The 17,555-nt window shown below is 40.8% G+C and carries 22 protein-coding genes and 1 riboswitch; of the genes, 1 reads left to right on the top strand and 21 read right to left on the bottom strand.

The window, feature by feature from the left end; all coding sequences use genetic code 11:
- Positions 1-27: 27 nt before the first annotated feature.
- The 21 genes from HT724_RS02215 to HT724_RS02120 form a co-directional block, all read right to left on the bottom strand.
- Positions 28-333: a DUF1292 domain-containing protein gene (locus tag HT724_RS02215; protein WP_000017620.1), complete on the bottom strand. Its 306-nt coding sequence runs from the start codon at positions 331-333 to the stop codon at positions 28-30.
- A gap of 15 nt (positions 334-348) precedes the next feature.
- Complete coding sequence (gene ruvX / locus HT724_RS02210; RefSeq protein WP_004239076.1) at positions 349-768, bottom strand: Holliday junction resolvase RuvX; 420 nt, start codon at positions 766-768, stop codon at positions 349-351.
- Between the two features lie 3 nt (positions 769-771).
- Positions 772-1,038: an IreB family regulatory phosphoprotein gene (locus tag HT724_RS02205; RefSeq protein ID WP_000507059.1), complete on the bottom strand. Its 267-nt coding sequence runs from the start codon at positions 1,036-1,038 to the stop codon at positions 772-774.
- Positions 1,039-1,124: 86 nt separating this feature from the next.
- Entirely contained in the window at positions 1,125-1,694 is a 570-nt protein-coding gene (locus HT724_RS02200; protein ID WP_173276132.1) for an SP0191 family lipoprotein, read from the bottom strand.
- Between the two features lie 65 nt (positions 1,695-1,759).
- The gene (gene spx, locus HT724_RS02195; protein WP_000591165.1) at positions 1,760-2,158 is read right to left on the bottom strand and encodes a transcriptional regulator Spx; all 399 of its coding nucleotides are present in this window, start codon (positions 2,156-2,158) and stop codon (positions 1,760-1,762) included.
- Positions 2,159-2,293: 135 nt separating this feature from the next.
- Complete coding sequence (mgtA, locus tag HT724_RS02190) at positions 2,294-4,954, bottom strand: magnesium-translocating P-type ATPase (protein WP_173276131.1); 2,661 nt, start codon at positions 4,952-4,954, stop codon at positions 2,294-2,296.
- A gap of 194 nt (positions 4,955-5,148) precedes the next feature.
- Positions 5,149-5,299: riboswitch (M-box (ykoK) riboswitch) on the bottom strand.
- Between the two features lie 57 nt (positions 5,300-5,356).
- The gene (locus tag HT724_RS02185; RefSeq protein WP_141230336.1) at positions 5,357-6,418 is read right to left on the bottom strand and encodes a Xaa-Pro peptidase family protein; all 1,062 of its coding nucleotides are present in this window, start codon (positions 6,416-6,418) and stop codon (positions 5,357-5,359) included.
- Complete coding sequence (uvrA, locus tag HT724_RS02180) at positions 6,411-9,242, bottom strand: excinuclease ABC subunit UvrA (RefSeq protein ID WP_173276130.1); 2,832 nt, start codon at positions 9,240-9,242, stop codon at positions 6,411-6,413. The genes HT724_RS02185 and uvrA overlap by 8 nt, the downstream gene beginning before the upstream one ends.
- Positions 9,243-9,709: 467 nt before the next feature.
- The gene (locus HT724_RS10365) at positions 9,710-9,844 is read right to left on the bottom strand and encodes a hypothetical protein (RefSeq protein ID WP_275690479.1); all 135 of its coding nucleotides are present in this window, start codon (positions 9,842-9,844) and stop codon (positions 9,710-9,712) included.
- Positions 9,845-9,897: 53 nt separating this feature from the next.
- Positions 9,898-10,290 (bottom strand): transcriptional regulator, encoded by a 393-nt coding sequence (locus HT724_RS02175; protein ID WP_173276129.1) that lies wholly within the window; start codon positions 10,288-10,290, stop codon positions 9,898-9,900.
- Between the two features lie 111 nt (positions 10,291-10,401).
- A complete protein-coding gene (locus HT724_RS02170; RefSeq protein ID WP_049523637.1) occupies positions 10,402-10,716 on the bottom strand; it encodes a hypothetical protein in 315 nt (104 codons plus the stop codon).
- A gap of 54 nt (positions 10,717-10,770) precedes the next feature.
- A complete protein-coding gene (locus HT724_RS02165) occupies positions 10,771-11,274 on the bottom strand; it encodes a hypothetical protein (RefSeq protein ID WP_173276128.1) in 504 nt (167 codons plus the stop codon).
- Positions 11,275-11,344: 70 nt separating this feature from the next.
- Positions 11,345-11,875, bottom strand: a complete 531-nt coding sequence (locus HT724_RS02160; protein ID WP_173276127.1) for a hypothetical protein — start codon at positions 11,873-11,875, stop codon at positions 11,345-11,347.
- 331 nt (positions 11,876-12,206) lie between these two features.
- The gene (locus tag HT724_RS02155) at positions 12,207-13,730 is read right to left on the bottom strand and encodes a DNA primase family protein (protein ID WP_173276126.1); all 1,524 of its coding nucleotides are present in this window, start codon (positions 13,728-13,730) and stop codon (positions 12,207-12,209) included.
- The gene (locus HT724_RS02150; RefSeq protein ID WP_049543975.1) at positions 13,723-14,238 is read right to left on the bottom strand and encodes a hypothetical protein; all 516 of its coding nucleotides are present in this window, start codon (positions 14,236-14,238) and stop codon (positions 13,723-13,725) included. Before HT724_RS02150 ends, HT724_RS02155 begins: the two co-directional genes overlap by 8 nt.
- Positions 14,235-14,507, bottom strand: a complete 273-nt coding sequence (locus HT724_RS02145; protein WP_173276125.1) for an XRE family transcriptional regulator — start codon at positions 14,505-14,507, stop codon at positions 14,235-14,237. Before HT724_RS02145 ends, HT724_RS02150 begins: the two co-directional genes overlap by 4 nt.
- Positions 14,500-14,841: a hypothetical protein gene (locus HT724_RS02140; RefSeq protein ID WP_000058832.1), complete on the bottom strand. Its 342-nt coding sequence runs from the start codon at positions 14,839-14,841 to the stop codon at positions 14,500-14,502. The genes HT724_RS02145 and HT724_RS02140 overlap by 8 nt, the downstream gene beginning before the upstream one ends.
- Positions 14,838-15,053 (bottom strand): hypothetical protein, encoded by a 216-nt coding sequence (locus HT724_RS02135; RefSeq protein ID WP_045605154.1) that lies wholly within the window; start codon positions 15,051-15,053, stop codon positions 14,838-14,840. The genes HT724_RS02140 and HT724_RS02135 overlap by 4 nt, the downstream gene beginning before the upstream one ends.
- Before the next feature lies 1 nt (position 15,054).
- On the bottom strand, positions 15,055-15,564 hold the full coding sequence (locus HT724_RS02130; RefSeq protein ID WP_138702106.1) for a hypothetical protein: 510 nt from the start codon (positions 15,562-15,564) through the stop codon (positions 15,055-15,057).
- A gap of 266 nt (positions 15,565-15,830) precedes the next feature.
- On the bottom strand, positions 15,831-16,457 hold the full coding sequence (locus HT724_RS02125) for a Rha family transcriptional regulator (protein WP_173276124.1): 627 nt from the start codon (positions 16,455-16,457) through the stop codon (positions 15,831-15,833).
- A 37-nt stretch (positions 16,458-16,494) separates the two neighbouring features.
- Positions 16,495-16,704: a helix-turn-helix domain-containing protein gene (locus HT724_RS02120; protein ID WP_049543983.1), complete on the bottom strand. Its 210-nt coding sequence runs from the start codon at positions 16,702-16,704 to the stop codon at positions 16,495-16,497.
- A 111-nt stretch (positions 16,705-16,815) separates the two neighbouring features.
- Here HT724_RS02120 and HT724_RS02115 point away from each other — a divergent pair, with 111 nt between their 5' ends.
- A complete protein-coding gene (locus tag HT724_RS02115; RefSeq protein WP_049543985.1) occupies positions 16,816-17,442 on the top strand; it encodes a helix-turn-helix transcriptional regulator in 627 nt (208 codons plus the stop codon).
- Positions 17,443-17,555 lie beyond the last annotated feature (113 nt).

Here is a 17,555-nt window from a genome sequence, read left to right as displayed (position 1 = left end):
TGGGGTGATACAGTCTCCCAGACTGTATCACTCCTCCATAAAACTATTGAAGACTTCTTCAATCATGTTCCATTCGTCTTCTGAGTCTTCTGGGATTGGTTGCAATTCGCCTTCTGTTCCATCTTCGTTTTCGATGAATGAGTAAGCTTGGATTTCAACTTGTCCGTCTTCGTCTTCTTCTGCGTTAACTGGTACTAGAAGAACATAGTTTTTCCCAAATTCTTCTTTTCCGTCAATGGTCAAAAGGATTTCAAACAAGGTTTCATTCCCTTGCTCATCTACTAGTGTAATTAATTCACGTTCTTCGTGGTCGTGGTTATGATCGTGTGACATAGCCTCTCCTTTGTATTAAAATTTTCTATCTAAATAATTTTGTAAAATCAGCTGAGCTGCTAACTTATCAATGACTTTCTTACGCTTATTGCGACTGATATCTGCTTGCTCGATCAACATGCGCTCTGCGGCAACTGTTGTCAAGCGTTCATCTTGATAGTCTACTGGTAAACCAAAAAGCTCTTCTAGCTTTGCTCCGTAGGCTTGACTAGCTTCCACGCGCGGTCCGCTTGTATTGTTCATGTTTTTAGGCAAGCCCACTACAAATCGTTCCACCTTGTAAGTATCAACCAACTCCTTAACGCGGTCAAAACCAAATTGGCCTTGCTCCTCATTGATTTGGATGATTTCAAGCCCTTGAGCTGTAAAACCGAGCGGATCGCTAATCGCCACCCCTACCGTTTTTGAACCGACGTCCAATCCCATAATTCTCATAGGTTATAGATCGACTCCTTGTCCTTTGAGGTAGTAGCGAACCAATTCCTCAACGATTTCATCACGCTCATACTTACGGATTTGATTTCGTGCATTATTATAACGAGGAACGTAGGCAGGGTCTCCACTCAATACGTAACCTACGATTTGGTTAATTGGGTTGTAGCCCTTATCGTTCAACGAAGCATAGACATCAGTCAAAGTTTCGCTAATTTCTTTTTTATTGGAATCGTCCAATTTAAAACGTACTGTTTCTTCAGTAAATCCCATTCTAACACCCTCTTTCCTTAGAATAGTACCATTATAGCATAATTCCTTACGTTCTACAATTCAGGCAGTCTATTTATTTGGATTTTCTATTGTTCTGTCGCGCCATTTGCCAATCTGTCTGAAATATATTTGCTTGGTTCATTCTTCAAAAGATTTTCTAAGCCAATATTCTTCAAATATTCTAACTGAGAAGCCTTCTTGACATCCAGAACTTGAAAATCAAAACTAGTCGTTGTTTGAAGTTCTGTTGCACTCAATAGTTTAGTTTCAAGCTTAAATCCTGCTAATTTACGAGCTTCTATGATGGCCTCATCCTTCTCCTCTGCCTCGAGAAGAGCTTTTTGAGTTTCTTCCACTCCATGTTGGTCAATATAGATCTTCAACTCATCAGAGACTGGACGTTTTTGTTGAATGGTTAAGTTCAAAAAAGTCTTATCCTTGTATGTAATGGTTTGGGTTTGCTGGCTGCCATCATCTGACTTGGGCAAGACCAAAGTCTTGGTCACAACTGTATTCTTCTCGGCATTTTCAATAACTGGCAATGCTGACTGAAGCGTATCCTTTTCTGTTTTTGTAGCTGGTCCAGTTTCTTTTTTCTGTCCGCAACCAACCAGGACGAAAAGGAAAGCTAGACTAACAAGAACTATTTTTTTCATTTCTTTCTTCTTTCTTTTTAAAATTAAAATAGAATAAGACTGGGAGTTGCTCCCAGCCTTGATGTTTATAGAGCTGCACGCAAACGTGCTTCTGCATTTTCTACATTACGGACAGAGCGTGGTAGGAAGGCACGAATATCGTCTTCCTTGTAGCCAACTTGCAGGCGTTTTTCATCCACAAGGATTGGGCTCTTTAAAATTCTCGGCGTTTCCATAATCAGATTGAGGACTTCATTGACACTCAAATCTTCGATATCCACTCCAAGGGCTTTGGCATAGCGATTTTTAGATGAAACGATGCTGGCTATTCCGTTATCTGTTTTGGTTAGAATATCCAGTAATTCTTCTCTCGTAATCCCTTCTTTACCAAGGTTTTGTTCTTTATAACTTAACTGGTGGGCATTGAGCCAGGTTTTTGCTTTTTTACAGCTAGTACAACTTGAGACTGTATAAATTTTAATCATGTACCTACCCCTTTCGCTACATGTTACTATCAGTTTAGTCTATTATACCATAAAAAACATCCGACTTGCGACCTATTTTTAAATTTTTTTGACTTTTTTCGTCATTTTCGTACTTTTTTCTTGACAAAATAAAATTTACAGCCATTCGTTATATTTCTTGATATAGATTTTTTTCACAATTGTCACACTAATCATATACAAAATAATGATGAAAAGTAAAAAGATGAAATAAATCGATTTTAAAGGAGTTAGATGGAGAAGGCTAGCTAGTGGACTGTAGGGAAGGAAGGTCACAAAGGCTGCAGCCAATAAGGTTGTCACAAGGACTAGCCAAGCTGGACGACTTTGTAAAAAAGGAATTTTGGCTGAACGCAACATATGAATAACCATGGTCTGCGACCACATAGACTCGATAAACCAACCTGTCTGGAACAAGACAATAAATCCTACGGCCGACTCTGCTCCATGAACATAGGCATGACCTGTCGTCATGGGTACAATGATAAAATAGAGCAAAATAAAGGTCAAAATATCAAAGGCAGAAGAGATAGGCCCCATCCAAACCATGAAACGTGTGATGGACTTAGCTTCCCATATATGCGGATTTCTCAAAAAATCTTTATCCACCTTGTCAAAAGGCAAGGCAATACAAGACAAATCATAGACTAGATTTAAGATAATCAAATGGACTGGCGCCATCGGTAAAAATGGTAAAAAGATTCCAGAGACCAATAGGGATAAGATATTTCCAAAATTAGAACTCACTGTCATTTTGATATATTTGGTCATATTGGCATAGACCTTACGACCTTCAACAAGTCCTTTTTCAAGCACCATGAGATCCTTATCAAGTAGGATAACATCAGCTGTTTCTTTGGCAATATCTACTGCTGTATCAACAGAAATCCCCACATCTGCAACTTTCATAGAAGGAGCATCATTGATCCCATCTCCCATATAGCCGACAGCATGACCATTAGCCTTAAATTGCAGAATAATCCTTGCTTTTTGGTCCGGAGAAAGTTTGGCGAAGACAGTTACCTCCTCTACCGCTTGGGCCAATTCTTGATTACTCATCTGATCAATTTCAGACCCCAACAGCATCTGATTGATATCCAAACCAACCTTTTCACAGACTGCTTGGGTAACTTTTTCGTTGTCTCCCGTCAAAATCTTTGTTTGAACTCCATGTTCTAACAGAGCCTTAATTGCTGGTGCTGCAGATGGTTTAGGAGGATCTAGGAAGGCTAAATAACCAGTTAGAATCATATCCCCTTCATCATCAACTGTATAGGCATGACCTTCCCTCAAACCTGACTTATAGGCCACTCCCAAGACACGCAAACCTTGTTGATTTAGTTGTCTGACTTCTGCTAAAATTTCTTCTCTAATAACATCTGTCAAGGGAGTAATCACTCCTTGATATTCCGCATAACTGGAAATCGTCAACATTTCCTCTAGGGCACCCTTGGTTACCAAACTAACAACCTCGTGTTCATCCTTAACGATAACACTCATCCGTCTACGTTCAAAATCAAAGGGAAGCTCATCTATTTTTTGAAAAGTTTGAGCCAGATTTTGCAAGAGGGCGTGTTCTTTTGCTTCCTTTTCAGTCCGTTTGATGATGGCTCTGTCCATCAAATTTTTCAAGCCCGTTTGAAAATAAGAATTGAGATAAGCTCGTCTCAAGACGGTCAAATCCAAGCGTCCGTGGATGTCCAAGGGATATTCAAGGACAATCTCGTCTTGGGTTAGAGTTCCTGTCTTATCTGTACACAAAATATCAATCGCCCCTAAGTCCTGTATGGCATTGAGTTTCTTGATAACCACTTTTTCCTTGGCCATAATGATGGAGCCTTTTGCTAGACTGGCCGTGATAATCATAGGAAGCATCTCAGGTGTCAATCCAACACCAACACTCAAAGCAAATACGCCAGCTTCCAGCCAATCACCATCTGTTAAACCATTGGACAAGAAAACGATGGGCACCATGACCAGCATCAAACGAATCAAGAGCCACGAAATACTATTCATCTCCCGTTCAAACGAAGTAGGCTCGTCATAGGTGTTCAAAGTCTGCTCAATGGCCCCCATCATGGTATCATCACCAACTGCTAAAACCACGGCCTTGGCACTACCAGACAAGACATTGGTTCCCATAAAGGCGAGCGCTTCTGCTTCTAGCAGACTATCAGATTGTTGAACTGTTGCCTTGGTCAAGGACAATTTTTCAACCGATTCACTTTCACCTGTCAAGCCCGACTGTTGTACAAAGAAATCGCGCGACTCAAATAAAAGAAGATCTGCTGGAATCATGTCTCCAGCACTTAATTTAACCACGTCACCCACTACCAAATCATCGATAGGTACTTCTTGAATTTCTCCTTGACGAATGACAGTCGCTGTGTTGACAATCATTTTTGATAGATTGGTCGCAGCCTTATCACTACGGAGTTCTTGGACAAAGCGTATGCCACCAGAAATGAGGACTAGGACAACGATGATAATAGAAGTCGTCGGATCCTCTTGACCTGGTTTTGCCAACCAGACATTGGTCACCAAGGAAATCACGGCGATGACCAGTAAGATGATCGTAAAAGGATTGATAATGGATTCGTAAATCTTTTTGAGGATACTGTCTTCTTGACCCTTTGTGATGGTATTTTCGCCATATAGGTCACGATTTTTCTCCACCTGCTCCTCAGTCAAGCCTGTTAGACTTGTCTTATAAAAAGATAGAGTTTCGTTTAAAGCTGTATGAATAGCTGTTGCTAATCTTTCTTTTGTAGTTTTCATTGGTTTCTCCTATCTGTATGAATGATGTGTTTCATACACAGAGACCAATCACTTTATAAGGGCAGAACGACACAAATCAGCGATTGGCTGTGTATGTGCGGTTCCGGATGGTCGTCAATTTGCATCGTCTGTCTCCTTTCTTTGATTTAAACAGTAGAAAATCCCACCATAAAATGGCAGGATTAAAAAACTAATTATCTGTTTTTCGTTCAAGCTTTAACTCCATAGGGCAATGTAATGAGCTTAGTCTTGGCCTTCGCGACCAGGACTGTTGACCAACGAGTAGTGTCTCCACTGCTTTGCGGTAGTCATCCGTATCCCTATGGTAGCCTCACCTACCGTTTTCGTCTTTCAGTATAAACCTTTAAAATTTAAAAGTCAATCATTTGAGTTGTTTAACTCTTAAATAACTATCAACTCTTTTGGAGCAAGGGTCAATAATTCACAACCTGTCTCTGTAATCAGGATATCATCCTCGATACGAACGCCATATTTGCCTTCGATATAGATACCTGGTTCATCGGTCAATGCCATACCTGCCTTAATAGTTTCTGTAGAAGTCTGGCTAAAGTAAGGTTCTTCATGAATATCCAGTCCAATACCGTGTCCAATACCGTGGGTAAAGTAGTCGCCATAACCTGCCTCGATGATAATATCACGAGGAATTTTGTCAAAGTCTCGGAAACCTAATCCTGCCTTAGCCTGATCAATCAAGGCTTGGTTAGCTTTCAAAACCGTATTGTAAATCTCTGCTTGCTCGTCGCTAACATGCCCTAGATAGATAGTCCGTGTCATATCACTGACATAGTGGTCATAAAGGCAACCGAAGTCCATTGTAATGGCTTCTCCTAGCTCCACTGGTTTGTGCATAGGATGGGCATGGGGTTTGGAAGAATTGATACCGCTAGCTAGAATTGTGTCAAAAGACAAGCCAGATGCTCCCAACTCACGCATGCGGAAGTCAAGGAAGTTGGCAATCTCAATTTCAGTCTTTCCTGGCTTAATAAAGTCAAGCGCATCGCGAAAAGCTTGGTCTGAGATAGAACAAGCCTTGCGAATAGCTGCAATCTCCGCCTCATCCTTAATCATTCGAAGACCCTCAACAAACTGAGTCTGTGGAAGCAAGTCAATTCCTTCAAAGGTTGCCTGCATACGATGATAATAAGAGACCGAAATCTCATCTTCAAAACCGATTCGAGACAAGCCCATGTCCTTAACAATTCCTGCAATAACAGCTAATTCATCGCGGTCAGCTACAATCTCAAAGCCACTGGTTTCTTGCTTGGCTGCAATGATATAGCGAGAGTCTGTCACCAAGACCTGACGGTCACGGCTGATAAAGACTGTTCCGTTTGAGCCCCAAAAACCAGTCAAATAATAGACGTTTTTAAGGTTATTGATGATGATACCATCTAGTTCTTTTTCTTGCATTTTATCTAGAAATGCTTGTACGCGTTTATTCATGATGTAATTTTCCTTTCAAATACTGTCCTGTGTAGCTGGCTTGGTTAGCCGCTACTTCTTCTGGAGTTCCTGTTGCGATGATGGTTCCACCACCGACACCGCCCTCAGGTCCCAAGTCAATAATATGGTCTGCCGTCTTAATAACATCTAGATTGTGCTCGATAACAAGGACTGTATTGCCATCGTCTACAAAGCGAGCCAAGACTTTAAGCAAGCGAGCGATATCCTCGGTATGAAGCCCTGTCGTCGGCTCATCCAGAATGTAGAAAGATTTTCCTGTCGAGCGTTTGTGGAGTTCACTAGCCAGTTTCATACGCTGGGCCTCTCCCCCAGAAAGGGTGGTAGCTGGTTGCCCTAGCGTTACGTAGCCTAGCCCTACATCCTTGATAGTCTGGAGTTTGCGTTGAATCTTAGGAATGTGTTGGAAGAACTCCACCGCATCATTGACGGTCATGTCCAAGACCTGCGAGATATTCTTTTCCTTGTAGTGAACTTCTAGTGTTTCACTGTTGTAGCGGGTTCCGTGGCAGACTTCACAAGCCACATAAACATCTGGCAAGAAGTGCATCTCAATCTTGATAATCCCGTCACCCGAGCAGGCTTCGCAACGGCCACCCTTGACGTTAAAACTGAAACGTCCCTTCTTGTAGCCACGAATCTTAGCTTCATTTGTCTGAGCAAAAAGGTCACGTATATCGTCAAAAACTCCTGTATAGGTAGCTGGGTTGGACCTCGGCGTTCGTCCGATAGGACTCTGGTCAATATCAATCAAGCGGTCTACATGCTCAATCCCTGTAATCGTTTTGAATTTACCTGGTTTGTCTGAATTACGGTTGAGCTTCTGGGCAATGGCTTTTTTGAGGATGCTGTTAATGAGGGTCGATTTCCCTGAACCTGATACACCAGTCACTGCGATGAATTTTCCTAGTGGGAAGCGAGCTGTGACATTTTGCAGGTTGTTCTCACGCGCTCCTGTCACTTCGATAAAACGACCATTACCAACACGACGCTCTTCTGGTACTGGAATGGCACGTTTGCCTGACAAGTACTGACCTGTGATAGACTTGCTATTGCGAGCAACCTGCTTGGGCGTACCCGCAGCAACAATCTCCCCACCAAAAACACCCGCACCAGGACCAACGTCAATCAGATAATCCGCTTCGCGCATGGTATCTTCATCATGTTCCACCACAATGAGTGTATTACCCAAGTCACGCATCTTTTTGAGACTGGCAATAAGACGGTCATTGTCCCTCTGGTGAAGACCAATTGACGGCTCATCTAGGATATAGAGGACACCTGATAGGTTAGAACCAATCTGGGTTGCCAAGCGAATACGCTGACTTTCCCCACCTGAAAGGGTTCCTGCCGAACGAGACAGGGTCAGATAGTTAAGACCCACGTTATTAAGGAAGGTCAAACGATCCTTGATTTCCTTGAGAATAGGACGAGCAATGATGGCTTCATTTTCAGATAAGGTTAGCTGACTCACCAATTCCAAGTGATCTGCAATAGACAGGTCTGAAATTTCTCCGATATGTGGCCCTTGCTCACCACCCACACGGACAGATAAGGCCTGGTCATTGAGGCGATAACCATGACAAGTTCCGCAGGTCAGCTCATTCATGTAGAGGCGCATCTGGGTGCGAGTGTAGTCGCTGTTTGTCTCGTGATAGCGACGCTTGATATTATTGACAACTCCCTCAAAAGGAATGTCAATATCACGCACACCGCCAAATTCATTCTCATAGTGGAAATGGAATTCCTTGCCATCTGAGCCGTAGAGAATCAAGTTTTTGTCTTCTTCTGACAAGTCCTCAAAAGGCTTATCCATATCCACTCCAAAGGCTGTCATAGCCTGCTCTAGCATGTTTGGATAGTAGTTGGATGAGATAGGATTCCAAGGAGCCAAGGCTCCCTCGCGTAGCGTTTTGCTGGCATCTGGCACTACCAAATCAGTATCCACCTCCAGCTTGATGCCTAAGCCATCACACTCACTACAAGAACCAAAAGGAGCATTGAATGAGAAGAGACGAGGCTCTAACTCTGGAACAGTAAAACCACAAACTGGACAGGCATAATGCTCAGAGAAGAGCAACTCAGAGTCGTCCATGGTGTCGATAATGACATAGCCTTCTGAGATACGAAGGGCTGCCTCAATGGAATCAAAGAGACGACTACGAATACCCTCCTTGATGACAATACGGTCAACCACGACATCAATATTGTGTTGCCTGCTCTTAGACAACTCTGGCACTTCGGTCACATCATAGACTTCCCCATCCACACGGACACGAACATACCCATCTTTCTGAACCTTCTCGATAACACTCTTATGTTGGCCTTTTTTCTTGCGGATGACCGGGGCCAAGATCTGCAAGCGCTGGCGTTCAGGTAACTCCAAAACCTTATCAACGATTTGCTCCACAGAAGAAGCCTTGATAGCCCCGTGTCCGTTGATACAGTAAGGCGTCCCCACACGCGCGTAGAGGAGACGCAGATAGTCATTGATTTCAGTCGTTGTTCCCACCGTCGAGCGAGGGTTTTTGCTAGTCGTTTTCTGGTCGATGGAAATAGCTGGGCTCAGGCCATCAATGGCATCTACATCAGGCTTCTCCATGTTGCCCAAAAACTGGCGAGCATAGGCTGATAGACTCTCTACATAGCGACGTTGTCCCTCCGCATAGAGGGTATCAAAGGCCAGACTGGATTTCCCTGAACCTGACAAGCCAGTCACGACAACCAGCTTGTCTCGCGGAATCTCCACATCAATATTTTTTAAATTATGGGCACGCGCCCCATGAATGACAATTTTATCTTGCATCTTTGTTCTTTCTAGTCCATTATTGCTTACCATTATACCAAAAAAAGTGAGATTCTATTACCCAAAAGGCTGAATTTGTAGTATAATAAAAACTTCTTATTTTATGTTTCCTTAGGGCTTCCTAACCCTTATATCACGCGCTTTTGAACAAAAAATACTAATATTACTTTTTACTACTTGCTCCCCCAAAGTACGCAAAAAGGGGAGCAAAAAAGCCCCACAAAAGGGCTAAGATTTGACGAGTTCAGCAGGCAAGAAACTAGCACGGTCAAACGTGCTTTTTTTATTGCTGGTTGCTGATAGGTATATTATACCATGAAGCGCGTGGTTTATAAGATTATGACCTCACAAAAGCCCCCAGATTCGTTTCTGAGAGCTTCTAGTTTATCCATGGTGTTTTAGTTGTCCAGTACGAAACCAAGTGAAATAGGGGCGAATATGAAGCCTACGCCTACATTTGCCAACATTTACGCTTCTAATTCTTGTAGTAAGGTTAAATCTAAACCATCAAGGTCAACATCTATTTCAAAATCCATGTTTAAATCTATCTCCATACCCTCTAATTGGATATTCTCCAAATCAATCAAAAAATATTCAATCATGTCATCCCCCCTCACTTAAATCTCAACATTTCTCAACAAAACACCACAAACGCCTACTTATACACTTCTAGCTCTCCGTTCTGGTGGATTCTCGCAAAGTTTAAGACGGCTATCTGTTTGTATCGGTGGTAGCTAGTGGAGCTAGTACCTGCCATCTCTACGCATTCGCTTATAGTTTTCTTTCTCATGTAGCAATAATGGATAATAAAGTATTTTCTGGCTCGTTTGTTATCTATACTGTTGATGTCGTGGGCGAATATCTCCAACCCCTCACGGATTGCCTTTTCATGTTCACCACTCAAATTCCACCGATCAGGTAAGATAAGTTTCCAAGCCTCTTCGTCTATCCTAACTTGGTTTTCACTCCCTGCCATCCTCTGGAAACGTAGAAAGTAAGTCATCCGCTCTCTGACGTTCATCATCGTTTTAAACTTATCCAGCTCCATTAGTTCGCTCCTTTGTGATATAATAATATTATTGAGATTATAGCTGAGGCGGAGCGCCTTGGCTTTTTTTCGTTTTCTCGGCGTTCGCTCGGAGTTCAAGTATATGCCCCCTTACCATTCTTCTGATTCGCTAAACATACTCTCAGGTAAGCCACAAACCGAAATCAAATACTGACAAGCGTTATAATCTACCCAAAGCGCCCCATCTTCAGAATGGTGGAAATACTTGTCTGGTAGTGTTCCAAGGTATGCACCATTTTTATATATAGACACCCCACCTTTTCGGCTTGGTAACAGTCCAGTGTATCCTCTGCATAGTCCATGCTTCAAAGCGTTGCTATTGCCATATTTTGGCTTTCTGTTGCCCCTGTTGCCTTTTGCTACTTGGTTACCTGGTAAAAATCTCCCTCGGCTATCACGTTCCATATTTCCCCCTTATACGGTGTTCGTTTTGTAAATTGCACACTACTTCATATTGTCTCACAATCTAGAACCATTCAGCCAAAATCTATCCCCTTTTTTAGTATACTTCAAAAACTTCTTATAGTGCTTATGATACCTGTCACGCTTCATATACTTTGGTCTTTCAGGGAAACCATCAAACATATATCCACCACGTCTAGGACTCCACCCTGGTTCTACCTTTCTGGCTTCTTTTAGTGCAAGTTCCCAGTAGTATTGGCAATCCGTTTTACTACGGTTAAGAGTGCTCTTGTGGATATCTAGACAAGTACCGCAACTAAAATACAAATACCGTTTATAAAGCAACCTGCACCGTCTACCACAATCAGGGCAAAGAAAGAAATAGCGATAACCTCCCTTAGTTCCTGCTATTCTGTCTAATTCAAATGACTCTCCACCAAAATCAATCATTAAATTATCCAAATCAATCTCTAAACGTTGACCGTCCAACTCAGCTATACCCTTAGTTATTCCTCTCAGCTTCATTGGTTTAGTGATTGTTTCTATTGCTAACCGCTTCATTATTTCCCCCTATATGGAAAAACCCAAAACTATTGACTTGATAACAAAAAGGGGATTGCTCCCCTGTGTTCTACTTCAAATGCTCTGTATAACCAGCAAGGCCTTTATATTCGCCCTCTACGTCCAACTTTTGGAGTAGGCTAATACTTTCATCGCCTAGCTTTTCCAACGTACCAAAAGCAGTCATAGAGTCCATAGGGATAGGCGTATCAGAAAGCAAGCGATCAGCATAGTCTAATAGTTCCAGCTCGTAGTCTGTGACCTTTTCCAGCAAACTCTCAAAATCCTCTGACTCTTTGAGTTGAAGCACGCGCTCCCGTTTGTAACGTTCTTCAAATGCTTCATCGTCCACTAGTTGGTTGTAATAGTCTTTGAAACTGTCACAAATACGCTTGAAGGTCTTGTTTAGTTTCTTATCCTCCACATACTCAGCTACAAGCGTCCCTTTATCCTTGTGAGTTATTGAAATAGATGGTACTTCATAAGTCCCAGTCATATATCCTAGTAGCGCGTGACCTGCTACCAGAGCAGTATCTAGGTCTTTAAATTCGTAAGTGAAAGTAAATGTTTTGGCTTTATCCGAAAATGTTTTTAATGTCATGTTGTTTTTCCTCTTTCTGTTTTAAGGTAAATTATGTAAAATACCTTGTTTTTGCCATTTTTATCTATGTTTTTTATACACTTAGAAAAAGTTTTATACACTTTATTTTTGAAGTGTATAAAATTAAAAGCCTGTCATATCAAGGGTTTAAGCCCTGTTTTATACGCTTTATACACTTTATACACTAGTTTATATAATTTACAGGAATTATAGTGCTTAATACTGTAAAAGAAAAAACCTGCCGTATAAAGTGTATAAGTGTATAAAGTCCTTGGCGCTCTAAGGGTTGCAAGTATAACACTTTTTTATCAAGTGTATAAAGTGTATAAAGTTATTGCTTCTTTTTTGCTTTACCATTAAAGTATCCCCGTTCATTTCTAGCTTTTCTCCGTTGCTCTGGCTTTTCCCTACCGTTAAAATATGGATGTGCGTAAGGCGCTGTATCTTCATGCGGATAGAAACCAGAATGAAGTTGTCTCCCTGATGGTATTACTTTCTGGCCTGTGGTTATCCAACTTGGTAGATTACTTTTTATCTCTCGATGCAACCCCATTTCTGTCTTGTGTAGTTTCACCCCATAATATTCCGTAAATCCTTTCCAGTTATGGAAAACAAAACTATTAGGCAAAAACTCACTTGATAGTTCATCAGTAAAGAATGAAGATACAAAAGCGATAACTGGGTTGTTATCCTCATGGTATTCTTGCAAAATCTCCTTTGATTTCTCTAGTGTGATGTCCTTTGTCGGTGTTTCAAGGGCTAGGCGTGTGAGATACTCTAATACTTCTTTCCTGTTGATGTAGTCGTCTTTAATTGCCTTGTTTGGTTTCCCTTTAAAGACCTTGGTAAATGGTAGAATCTTAAACCGCCTGTCAATCGCTGACCTGTCCCCGTTCATTCTTGGTAAGCCGTTGGATGACTGGATAATAGTCATATTCAAGCGTAAACTATAGGGGCGCTTCCCTTTGTCCTCTATAGTCATAATGTCCCCAGTCGCAAGGCTAAACATATTTGACGTATCTTTAATAACTGCATCCTTTTGTACGTCGTCCCCAATAACCAGACTCTTACCTAACAGAATGGAGGTAGAAAAACGGCTTTTATCGAACTCAGTCATCTTGAGACTTGCAACGTTCTCCATGCCTACTAGATTAATAAGTAACTGCTGAAAAGTTCCTTTACCAGTCCCACCCTCGCCATAAAGCCAAAAGATATTTTTTAGGGTTCTACCTGTGATACTTGCTTTAATAATCTGGATAGCTAGGTTATATAATTCTTGATCATTGTCAAATAATTCAGCAAGCCACTTGCTGGGCTTCCAACCGTGTATAGTAGGCTCATAGGCTTCTGGGTCGTACCTTGTACGGATTTTTCTAGTTACAATAATGCTAGGTGTTAAAGGTTCAAATGTTTCCTTACTAGCGTTATATAGCTGGTTTCCGATAACCGTATAATCATTTTGGATAGACTTCAACGGGCTACGTCTAGCGATTTTGTAAATCGTATCAAAGGCTTGTTTTTCTGTCGTATCAGGTTGAATGGTTGAGATTAAATCTTGAAGTAACTCGTTATCTTCTAACCAAATCCCCTTATCAGGATGATAGAAATACAAGGGCGTTTTCTGTCCCTGCGCTTCTGGTCTGATTCTCACAAATCGGATATACTTTCTAAGAAAGTCAGCAACCCCCAAAGATTTAGACGGTCTATCTTCCCCAAGATTCTTACATACGTTGAATAAAAAGCCTTGTACCCCTTTAAAGGTTGTCAGATAGCTTTCTGATTCTTCTATTGCCTTAATGGGTTCACGTTGCTGATTCTCTTCAATGATTTTATTTACAATGTCGTCACTATTCAAAAGCCACCTCCTTATAGAATTTTGTCGCTACTTCTAGGAAATAGCTTGCTAGGTCTTTACGCTTGACGATTGTAGAAAACAAGTCCACCAGCTGACTAAAACTGTAGCCATTCACAAATAGCAAGCGGACAAATAGAGAAGTCTCGTACCTGGTATAAATGCCGTTACAAATCAGGTCGAAAATCCAGCCTTTCAACTCCATGCCAAGCCCCTGCCGTTGCTCGGTCAATTTGTTTACCTCTAAATCTTTCAGAATCATCAGCAAGTCAGGACTGGCCAAACCTATCTCTAAATCTCTGGTCAGTTCCCAGCCCTCTGCTTCCTCGTTTTCGTCTTTAACTGCCACATACAAACCTTTGTAGTGGAAAGCCGTCAAGCCCTCGCCTATTGGCTCAAAGTAGATAAATTTGTAATGTTCCCCATTCTTCCATACTTGAGTAGGATTTGACTTGAGAAAGCCAAACAAAGGCAATTTGTCAGCGGATAGAATTAACTCCAGCACCCTCATTCATCCACCCCCATAAACTTCATCAAGTCAGAAATTCTATAATAGATTTTCCTAGTATCTTCTAGTGGTGGTTGATACCGTCTTAGCCCTGCTTTTTCCCACTTTTGGAGTGTCATGTATTTTATATCTAACTCGTCCATGATTTCCTGGGCTGATATTAAGCCTGTCAGTCGTGGTTTGAGTCTATCACGCGCTTCATGGTATCTTTCCACTACCTCCAGAATGCCATGCACTAGGTCTTGCTCACTTTCTCGGCTTAGGCTAAACATATCCGCCCACCTCCTTCAAGGTTTCTTTGTAGCTCTCTAAATCAGCATTTAAAAGGACAGTTAGGCGTTTCTGTTCTTCCTGTACTTGGTTATAGAATGCTTTTGCTCCGTCCAGTAACTCCTCTTTGTTAGCAGGGATAAAATATCCTCTAAATGTTCCGTGTCGAACCCCAACAATAGGAACGCTATGGCGCGTGATTAGACGGCTGATAATATCTTGCACGGTTCTTTCTGCTAGCTTAGTGATCAGGCTGATTTCTGCCCCTGTTATGGAGTTTTCAGCCCCTACCTTGATTAGTCTTAATACTCGTTTGTCATTCTCTGATAGACTCATTCAGTGCCTCCGTAAACTCTTACCCCTGCAAGCTGGATATATCGCCCATAATCAGGGTTTAAATCCTCGCTAGGTGTTTCTATCGTCTGTTGGTTTTCTCGCTCAAATTGGGCGCTTTTTTTGCGGTCTCGGTGGTTTAGATAGACCAGTAAGCCAATCAGTACCACGGAAAAGATAAGCGCCTGTGTATTGGTTAAATCTAGTTCATTCATGTCAGTTTTCCTCATAAATCATCTTGCTACGGGTGTACTCAGTCGAACTTGTCCATAAATCCAAGAGGTTCTTTTGCCCTCGTTTTTTCTTTGCAATATCAACTGCCAAAAGTTCCCAGACGTAATTTAATAATTGACTTCGATTCATAGGATAGCCATTTTCTTTAGTTATTTCAGCTAGGTAAGTACTCAAAAAAAGAAATCCATCAAATCTAGAAACCAGTTTTATAAAATTAGAGTTGCCCCAATAATTTTCATAAAAAGACCGTTCTTTTTGCTCTAATTCTCCTATTACCTCAGATACTACTCTCTGTTTCATCCTTTCCGTCTGTTCCTTAAGTGTTTGCTGTTGTTCATGGTATTCTGTGCTAGTCAGTTCATTATAAACATCGTCCAAGTCATTCAATACCCTGCTGATTTCTCTTTTAGCTAATGCAGTTCCATCTCCTACAAGAATTTCTTGTATTTCTTCTAAATTTGTTGAAATAGCTTCTAATTGATCTGCTATCATATTTTCCTCCGTTGGCCTTTTAATGGTTGTTTACTATACAGGATATCCTCACGCTCAGAGTCGCCAAATTGAAAGCGTGAGAAAGTACCAGTTTTAAGAGTTGGCGCTCTCCGTATGGTCAAATTACCCTAAATATGCTATAATCTAGGTATAAATCTTACTAAAACCTCTTTGATAATAGCTTGCCTGCTTTTTGTTAAATTCGTTTTAGTGTTAGTGTTAAAGGCTCTGCGGTGTGGTTATTGCTAAGCCTTTTTTTGTTGCTCTCACGCGCTTCTTTGGCGTGTTTTTTTATTTCTGAATGCCATAGCTTTGATTTCCTGATAACTCATATTCAAGCCAATCATGGCTATTACCATATCCTCAAATGCTTGGTATTGCTCCAGCTCGTCACTGGTCAAGCTATCAATGCCATTGTAGCCCCCACGCTCTTCCCTTAACTGCTTAGCGTTCCTGTCAGTTACTGCCTTCAGTAGCAGGTTGTTCATGGTGCTATGCGCGTGCTTTGGTGCTTGTTCCCAGTTCTCAATGCTGTCATGCAAGGTTTTTCTTTTTGGCTTTTCTAGCGCCCTCTGCATACGGAACTTAGAAAGTTCATCACGCATTTCAAAGAATGCTTTGACTAGGTTCTTCTTAAACTCTTTTACGGGTTCTGTATTTCGTAAGTAAGTGATTAACAAAGTAGCTTGTTGCTCGTTCAAAATATAATCTCGTACATTTTGCCCACTCTCTGAAGGTGAAATTTTAAATTGCACCTTTCCGAAGCTCTCAAAGTCCTCGCGGTGCTTATTCAGCAAAATCTTCAAATGTCTGTGCTTAATTCCAGCGCATTCAGCTATGATTGCACTCGTAGTATACGGCTCTTTTTTACCGTCCATATAGACTAGTTCCATTGGTTTACTCCAATCTTTACTTTTGCATACTTTTTGTTTAAAAAAATATATCTTCAATAGTGATATCTGGAAACATTGGTAATAGCAATTTTTTGAAAGCTATTTTCTCAGTATCCGTAAATGAGCAGCGCCCTGTTTCTTTGTTGTAGTATGTTTGCTTTGTCATACCTAATTTTTTTCCTAGCTCTGCTTGGGTTAGCCCCAACATATTTCTGTAGCCTTTAATTTTATATTTTGGCAATCTCATCACCTCCTTTACTTTTGCATACCTTAATTGTAACCAATATTTTTTAAAAAGTCAATACTTTTCTTTACTTAAAAACAAAAAATAGTTATAATTTAAATACGAGGTAAAAAAATGGAAGTGAATAATATTGAAGTAGGAAACCGAATTAAAAGTATTAGGCTTGATCAAGGTGCAACTATGGAGGAATTTGGTAAAGCATTTAATACCAGTAAGGGGACTGTTAATAATTGGGAAAAGGGGCGTAATTTGCCTAACAAAGAAAATTTGTTAAAAATAGCAAAACTAGGAAATCTTAGCGTTGAGCAACTATTATATGGCAGTTCTGCTAGAAGTCGATATAACTGGGACTATATCCTAGATTACATGGAAAAAACTAGAGAAGAGCTCGATGAAGAAGCTTTTGAAAATACCAAACAAGCTATCGATAGTGCATTTTTTATTCGATTAGACTTGAATGATATTATAAATCTATATAACTATAATCTCCGAAATCCTATTCCTGTTAAGGATTTAAACGGTATGAAAAAATTCTACGAATCACAGGCCAATTTCTTAGAAGAATATATTTCTAGTCTTGACTATACAGAGAATAATATGGATATGATCATGGATTTGGAAATTGAAGCTAACTTTAATCGAAGATATATAGACAGAATTGACCGATATCAAAAAACGGGGATTTGGGCAGAAGACTATCTAAAAGAGTTAGAAAAATTCAAGCAAAGCCAAGAGAATTGAACAATAGCAACAAAAAAAGGTAAGTCAATACCCTTACCTTTAACCAACCTAATATAATCAACCTAATTGAACCAGATGGAGCTGGTGTTAACTCTCTACACACTATAGAGGAC

This window comes from Streptococcus sp. k-402 (genome assembly GCF_013277515.1).
GTDB lineage: Bacteria > Bacillota > Bacilli > Lactobacillales > Streptococcaceae > Streptococcus.
This window is presented reverse-complemented; position numbering and strand designations above follow the sequence as displayed.

Excerpts from the sequence above, each read along its gene's own strand:
- HT724_RS02170 (WP_049523637.1), bottom strand. The coding sequence starts at position 10,716 with ATGGAACGTGATAGCCGAGGGAGATTTTTACCAGGTAACCAAGTAGCA.
- uvrA (WP_173276130.1), bottom strand. The coding sequence starts at position 9,242 with ATGCAAGATAAAATTGTCATTCATGGGGCGCGTGCCCATAATTTAAAA.
- HT724_RS02130 (WP_138702106.1), bottom strand. The coding sequence starts at position 15,564 with ATGATAGCAGATCAATTAGAAGCTATTTCAACAAATTTAGAAGAAATA.
- HT724_RS02205 (WP_000507059.1), bottom strand. The coding sequence starts at position 1,038 with ATGGGATTTACTGAAGAAACAGTACGTTTTAAATTGGACGATTCCAAT.
- HT724_RS02140 (WP_000058832.1), bottom strand. The coding sequence starts at position 14,841 with ATGAGTCTATCAGAGAATGACAAACGAGTATTAAGACTAATCAAGGTA.
- HT724_RS02175 (WP_173276129.1), bottom strand. The coding sequence starts at position 10,290 with ATGGAGCTGGATAAGTTTAAAACGATGATGAACGTCAGAGAGCGGATG.
- HT724_RS02165 (WP_173276128.1), bottom strand. The coding sequence starts at position 11,274 with ATGAAGCGGTTAGCAATAGAAACAATCACTAAACCAATGAAGCTGAGA.
- HT724_RS02160 (WP_173276127.1), bottom strand. The coding sequence starts at position 11,875 with ATGACATTAAAAACATTTTCGGATAAAGCCAAAACATTTACTTTCACT.
- HT724_RS02150 (WP_049543975.1), bottom strand. The coding sequence starts at position 14,238 with ATGAGGGTGCTGGAGTTAATTCTATCCGCTGACAAATTGCCTTTGTTT.
- HT724_RS02215 (WP_000017620.1), bottom strand. The coding sequence starts at position 333 with ATGTCACACGATCATAACCACGACCACGAAGAACGTGAATTAATTACA.
- HT724_RS02115 (WP_049543985.1), top strand. The coding sequence starts at position 16,816 with ATGGAAGTGAATAATATTGAAGTAGGAAACCGAATTAAAAGTATTAGG.
- HT724_RS02135 (WP_045605154.1), bottom strand. The coding sequence starts at position 15,053 with ATGAATGAACTAGATTTAACCAATACACAGGCGCTTATCTTTTCCGTG.
- spx (WP_000591165.1), bottom strand. The coding sequence starts at position 2,158 with ATGATTAAAATTTATACAGTCTCAAGTTGTACTAGCTGTAAAAAAGCA.
- ruvX (WP_004239076.1), bottom strand. The coding sequence starts at position 768 with ATGAGAATTATGGGATTGGACGTCGGTTCAAAAACGGTAGGGGTGGCG.
- HT724_RS02185 (WP_141230336.1), bottom strand. The coding sequence starts at position 6,418 with ATGAATAAACGCGTACAAGCATTTCTAGATAAAATGCAAGAAAAAGAA.
- HT724_RS02120 (WP_049543983.1), bottom strand. The coding sequence starts at position 16,704 with ATGAGATTGCCAAAATATAAAATTAAAGGCTACAGAAATATGTTGGGG.
- HT724_RS10365 (WP_275690479.1), bottom strand. The coding sequence starts at position 9,844 with ATGATTGAATATTTTTTGATTGATTTGGAGAATATCCAATTAGAGGGT.
- HT724_RS02125 (WP_173276124.1), bottom strand. The coding sequence starts at position 16,457 with ATGGAACTAGTCTATATGGACGGTAAAAAAGAGCCGTATACTACGAGT.
- HT724_RS02145 (WP_173276125.1), bottom strand. The coding sequence starts at position 14,507 with ATGTTTAGCCTAAGCCGAGAAAGTGAGCAAGACCTAGTGCATGGCATT.
- HT724_RS02200 (WP_173276132.1), bottom strand. The coding sequence starts at position 1,694 with ATGAAAAAAATAGTTCTTGTTAGTCTAGCTTTCCTTTTCGTCCTGGTT.
- mgtA (WP_173276131.1), bottom strand. The coding sequence starts at position 4,954 with ATGAAAACTACAAAAGAAAGATTAGCAACAGCTATTCATACAGCTTTA.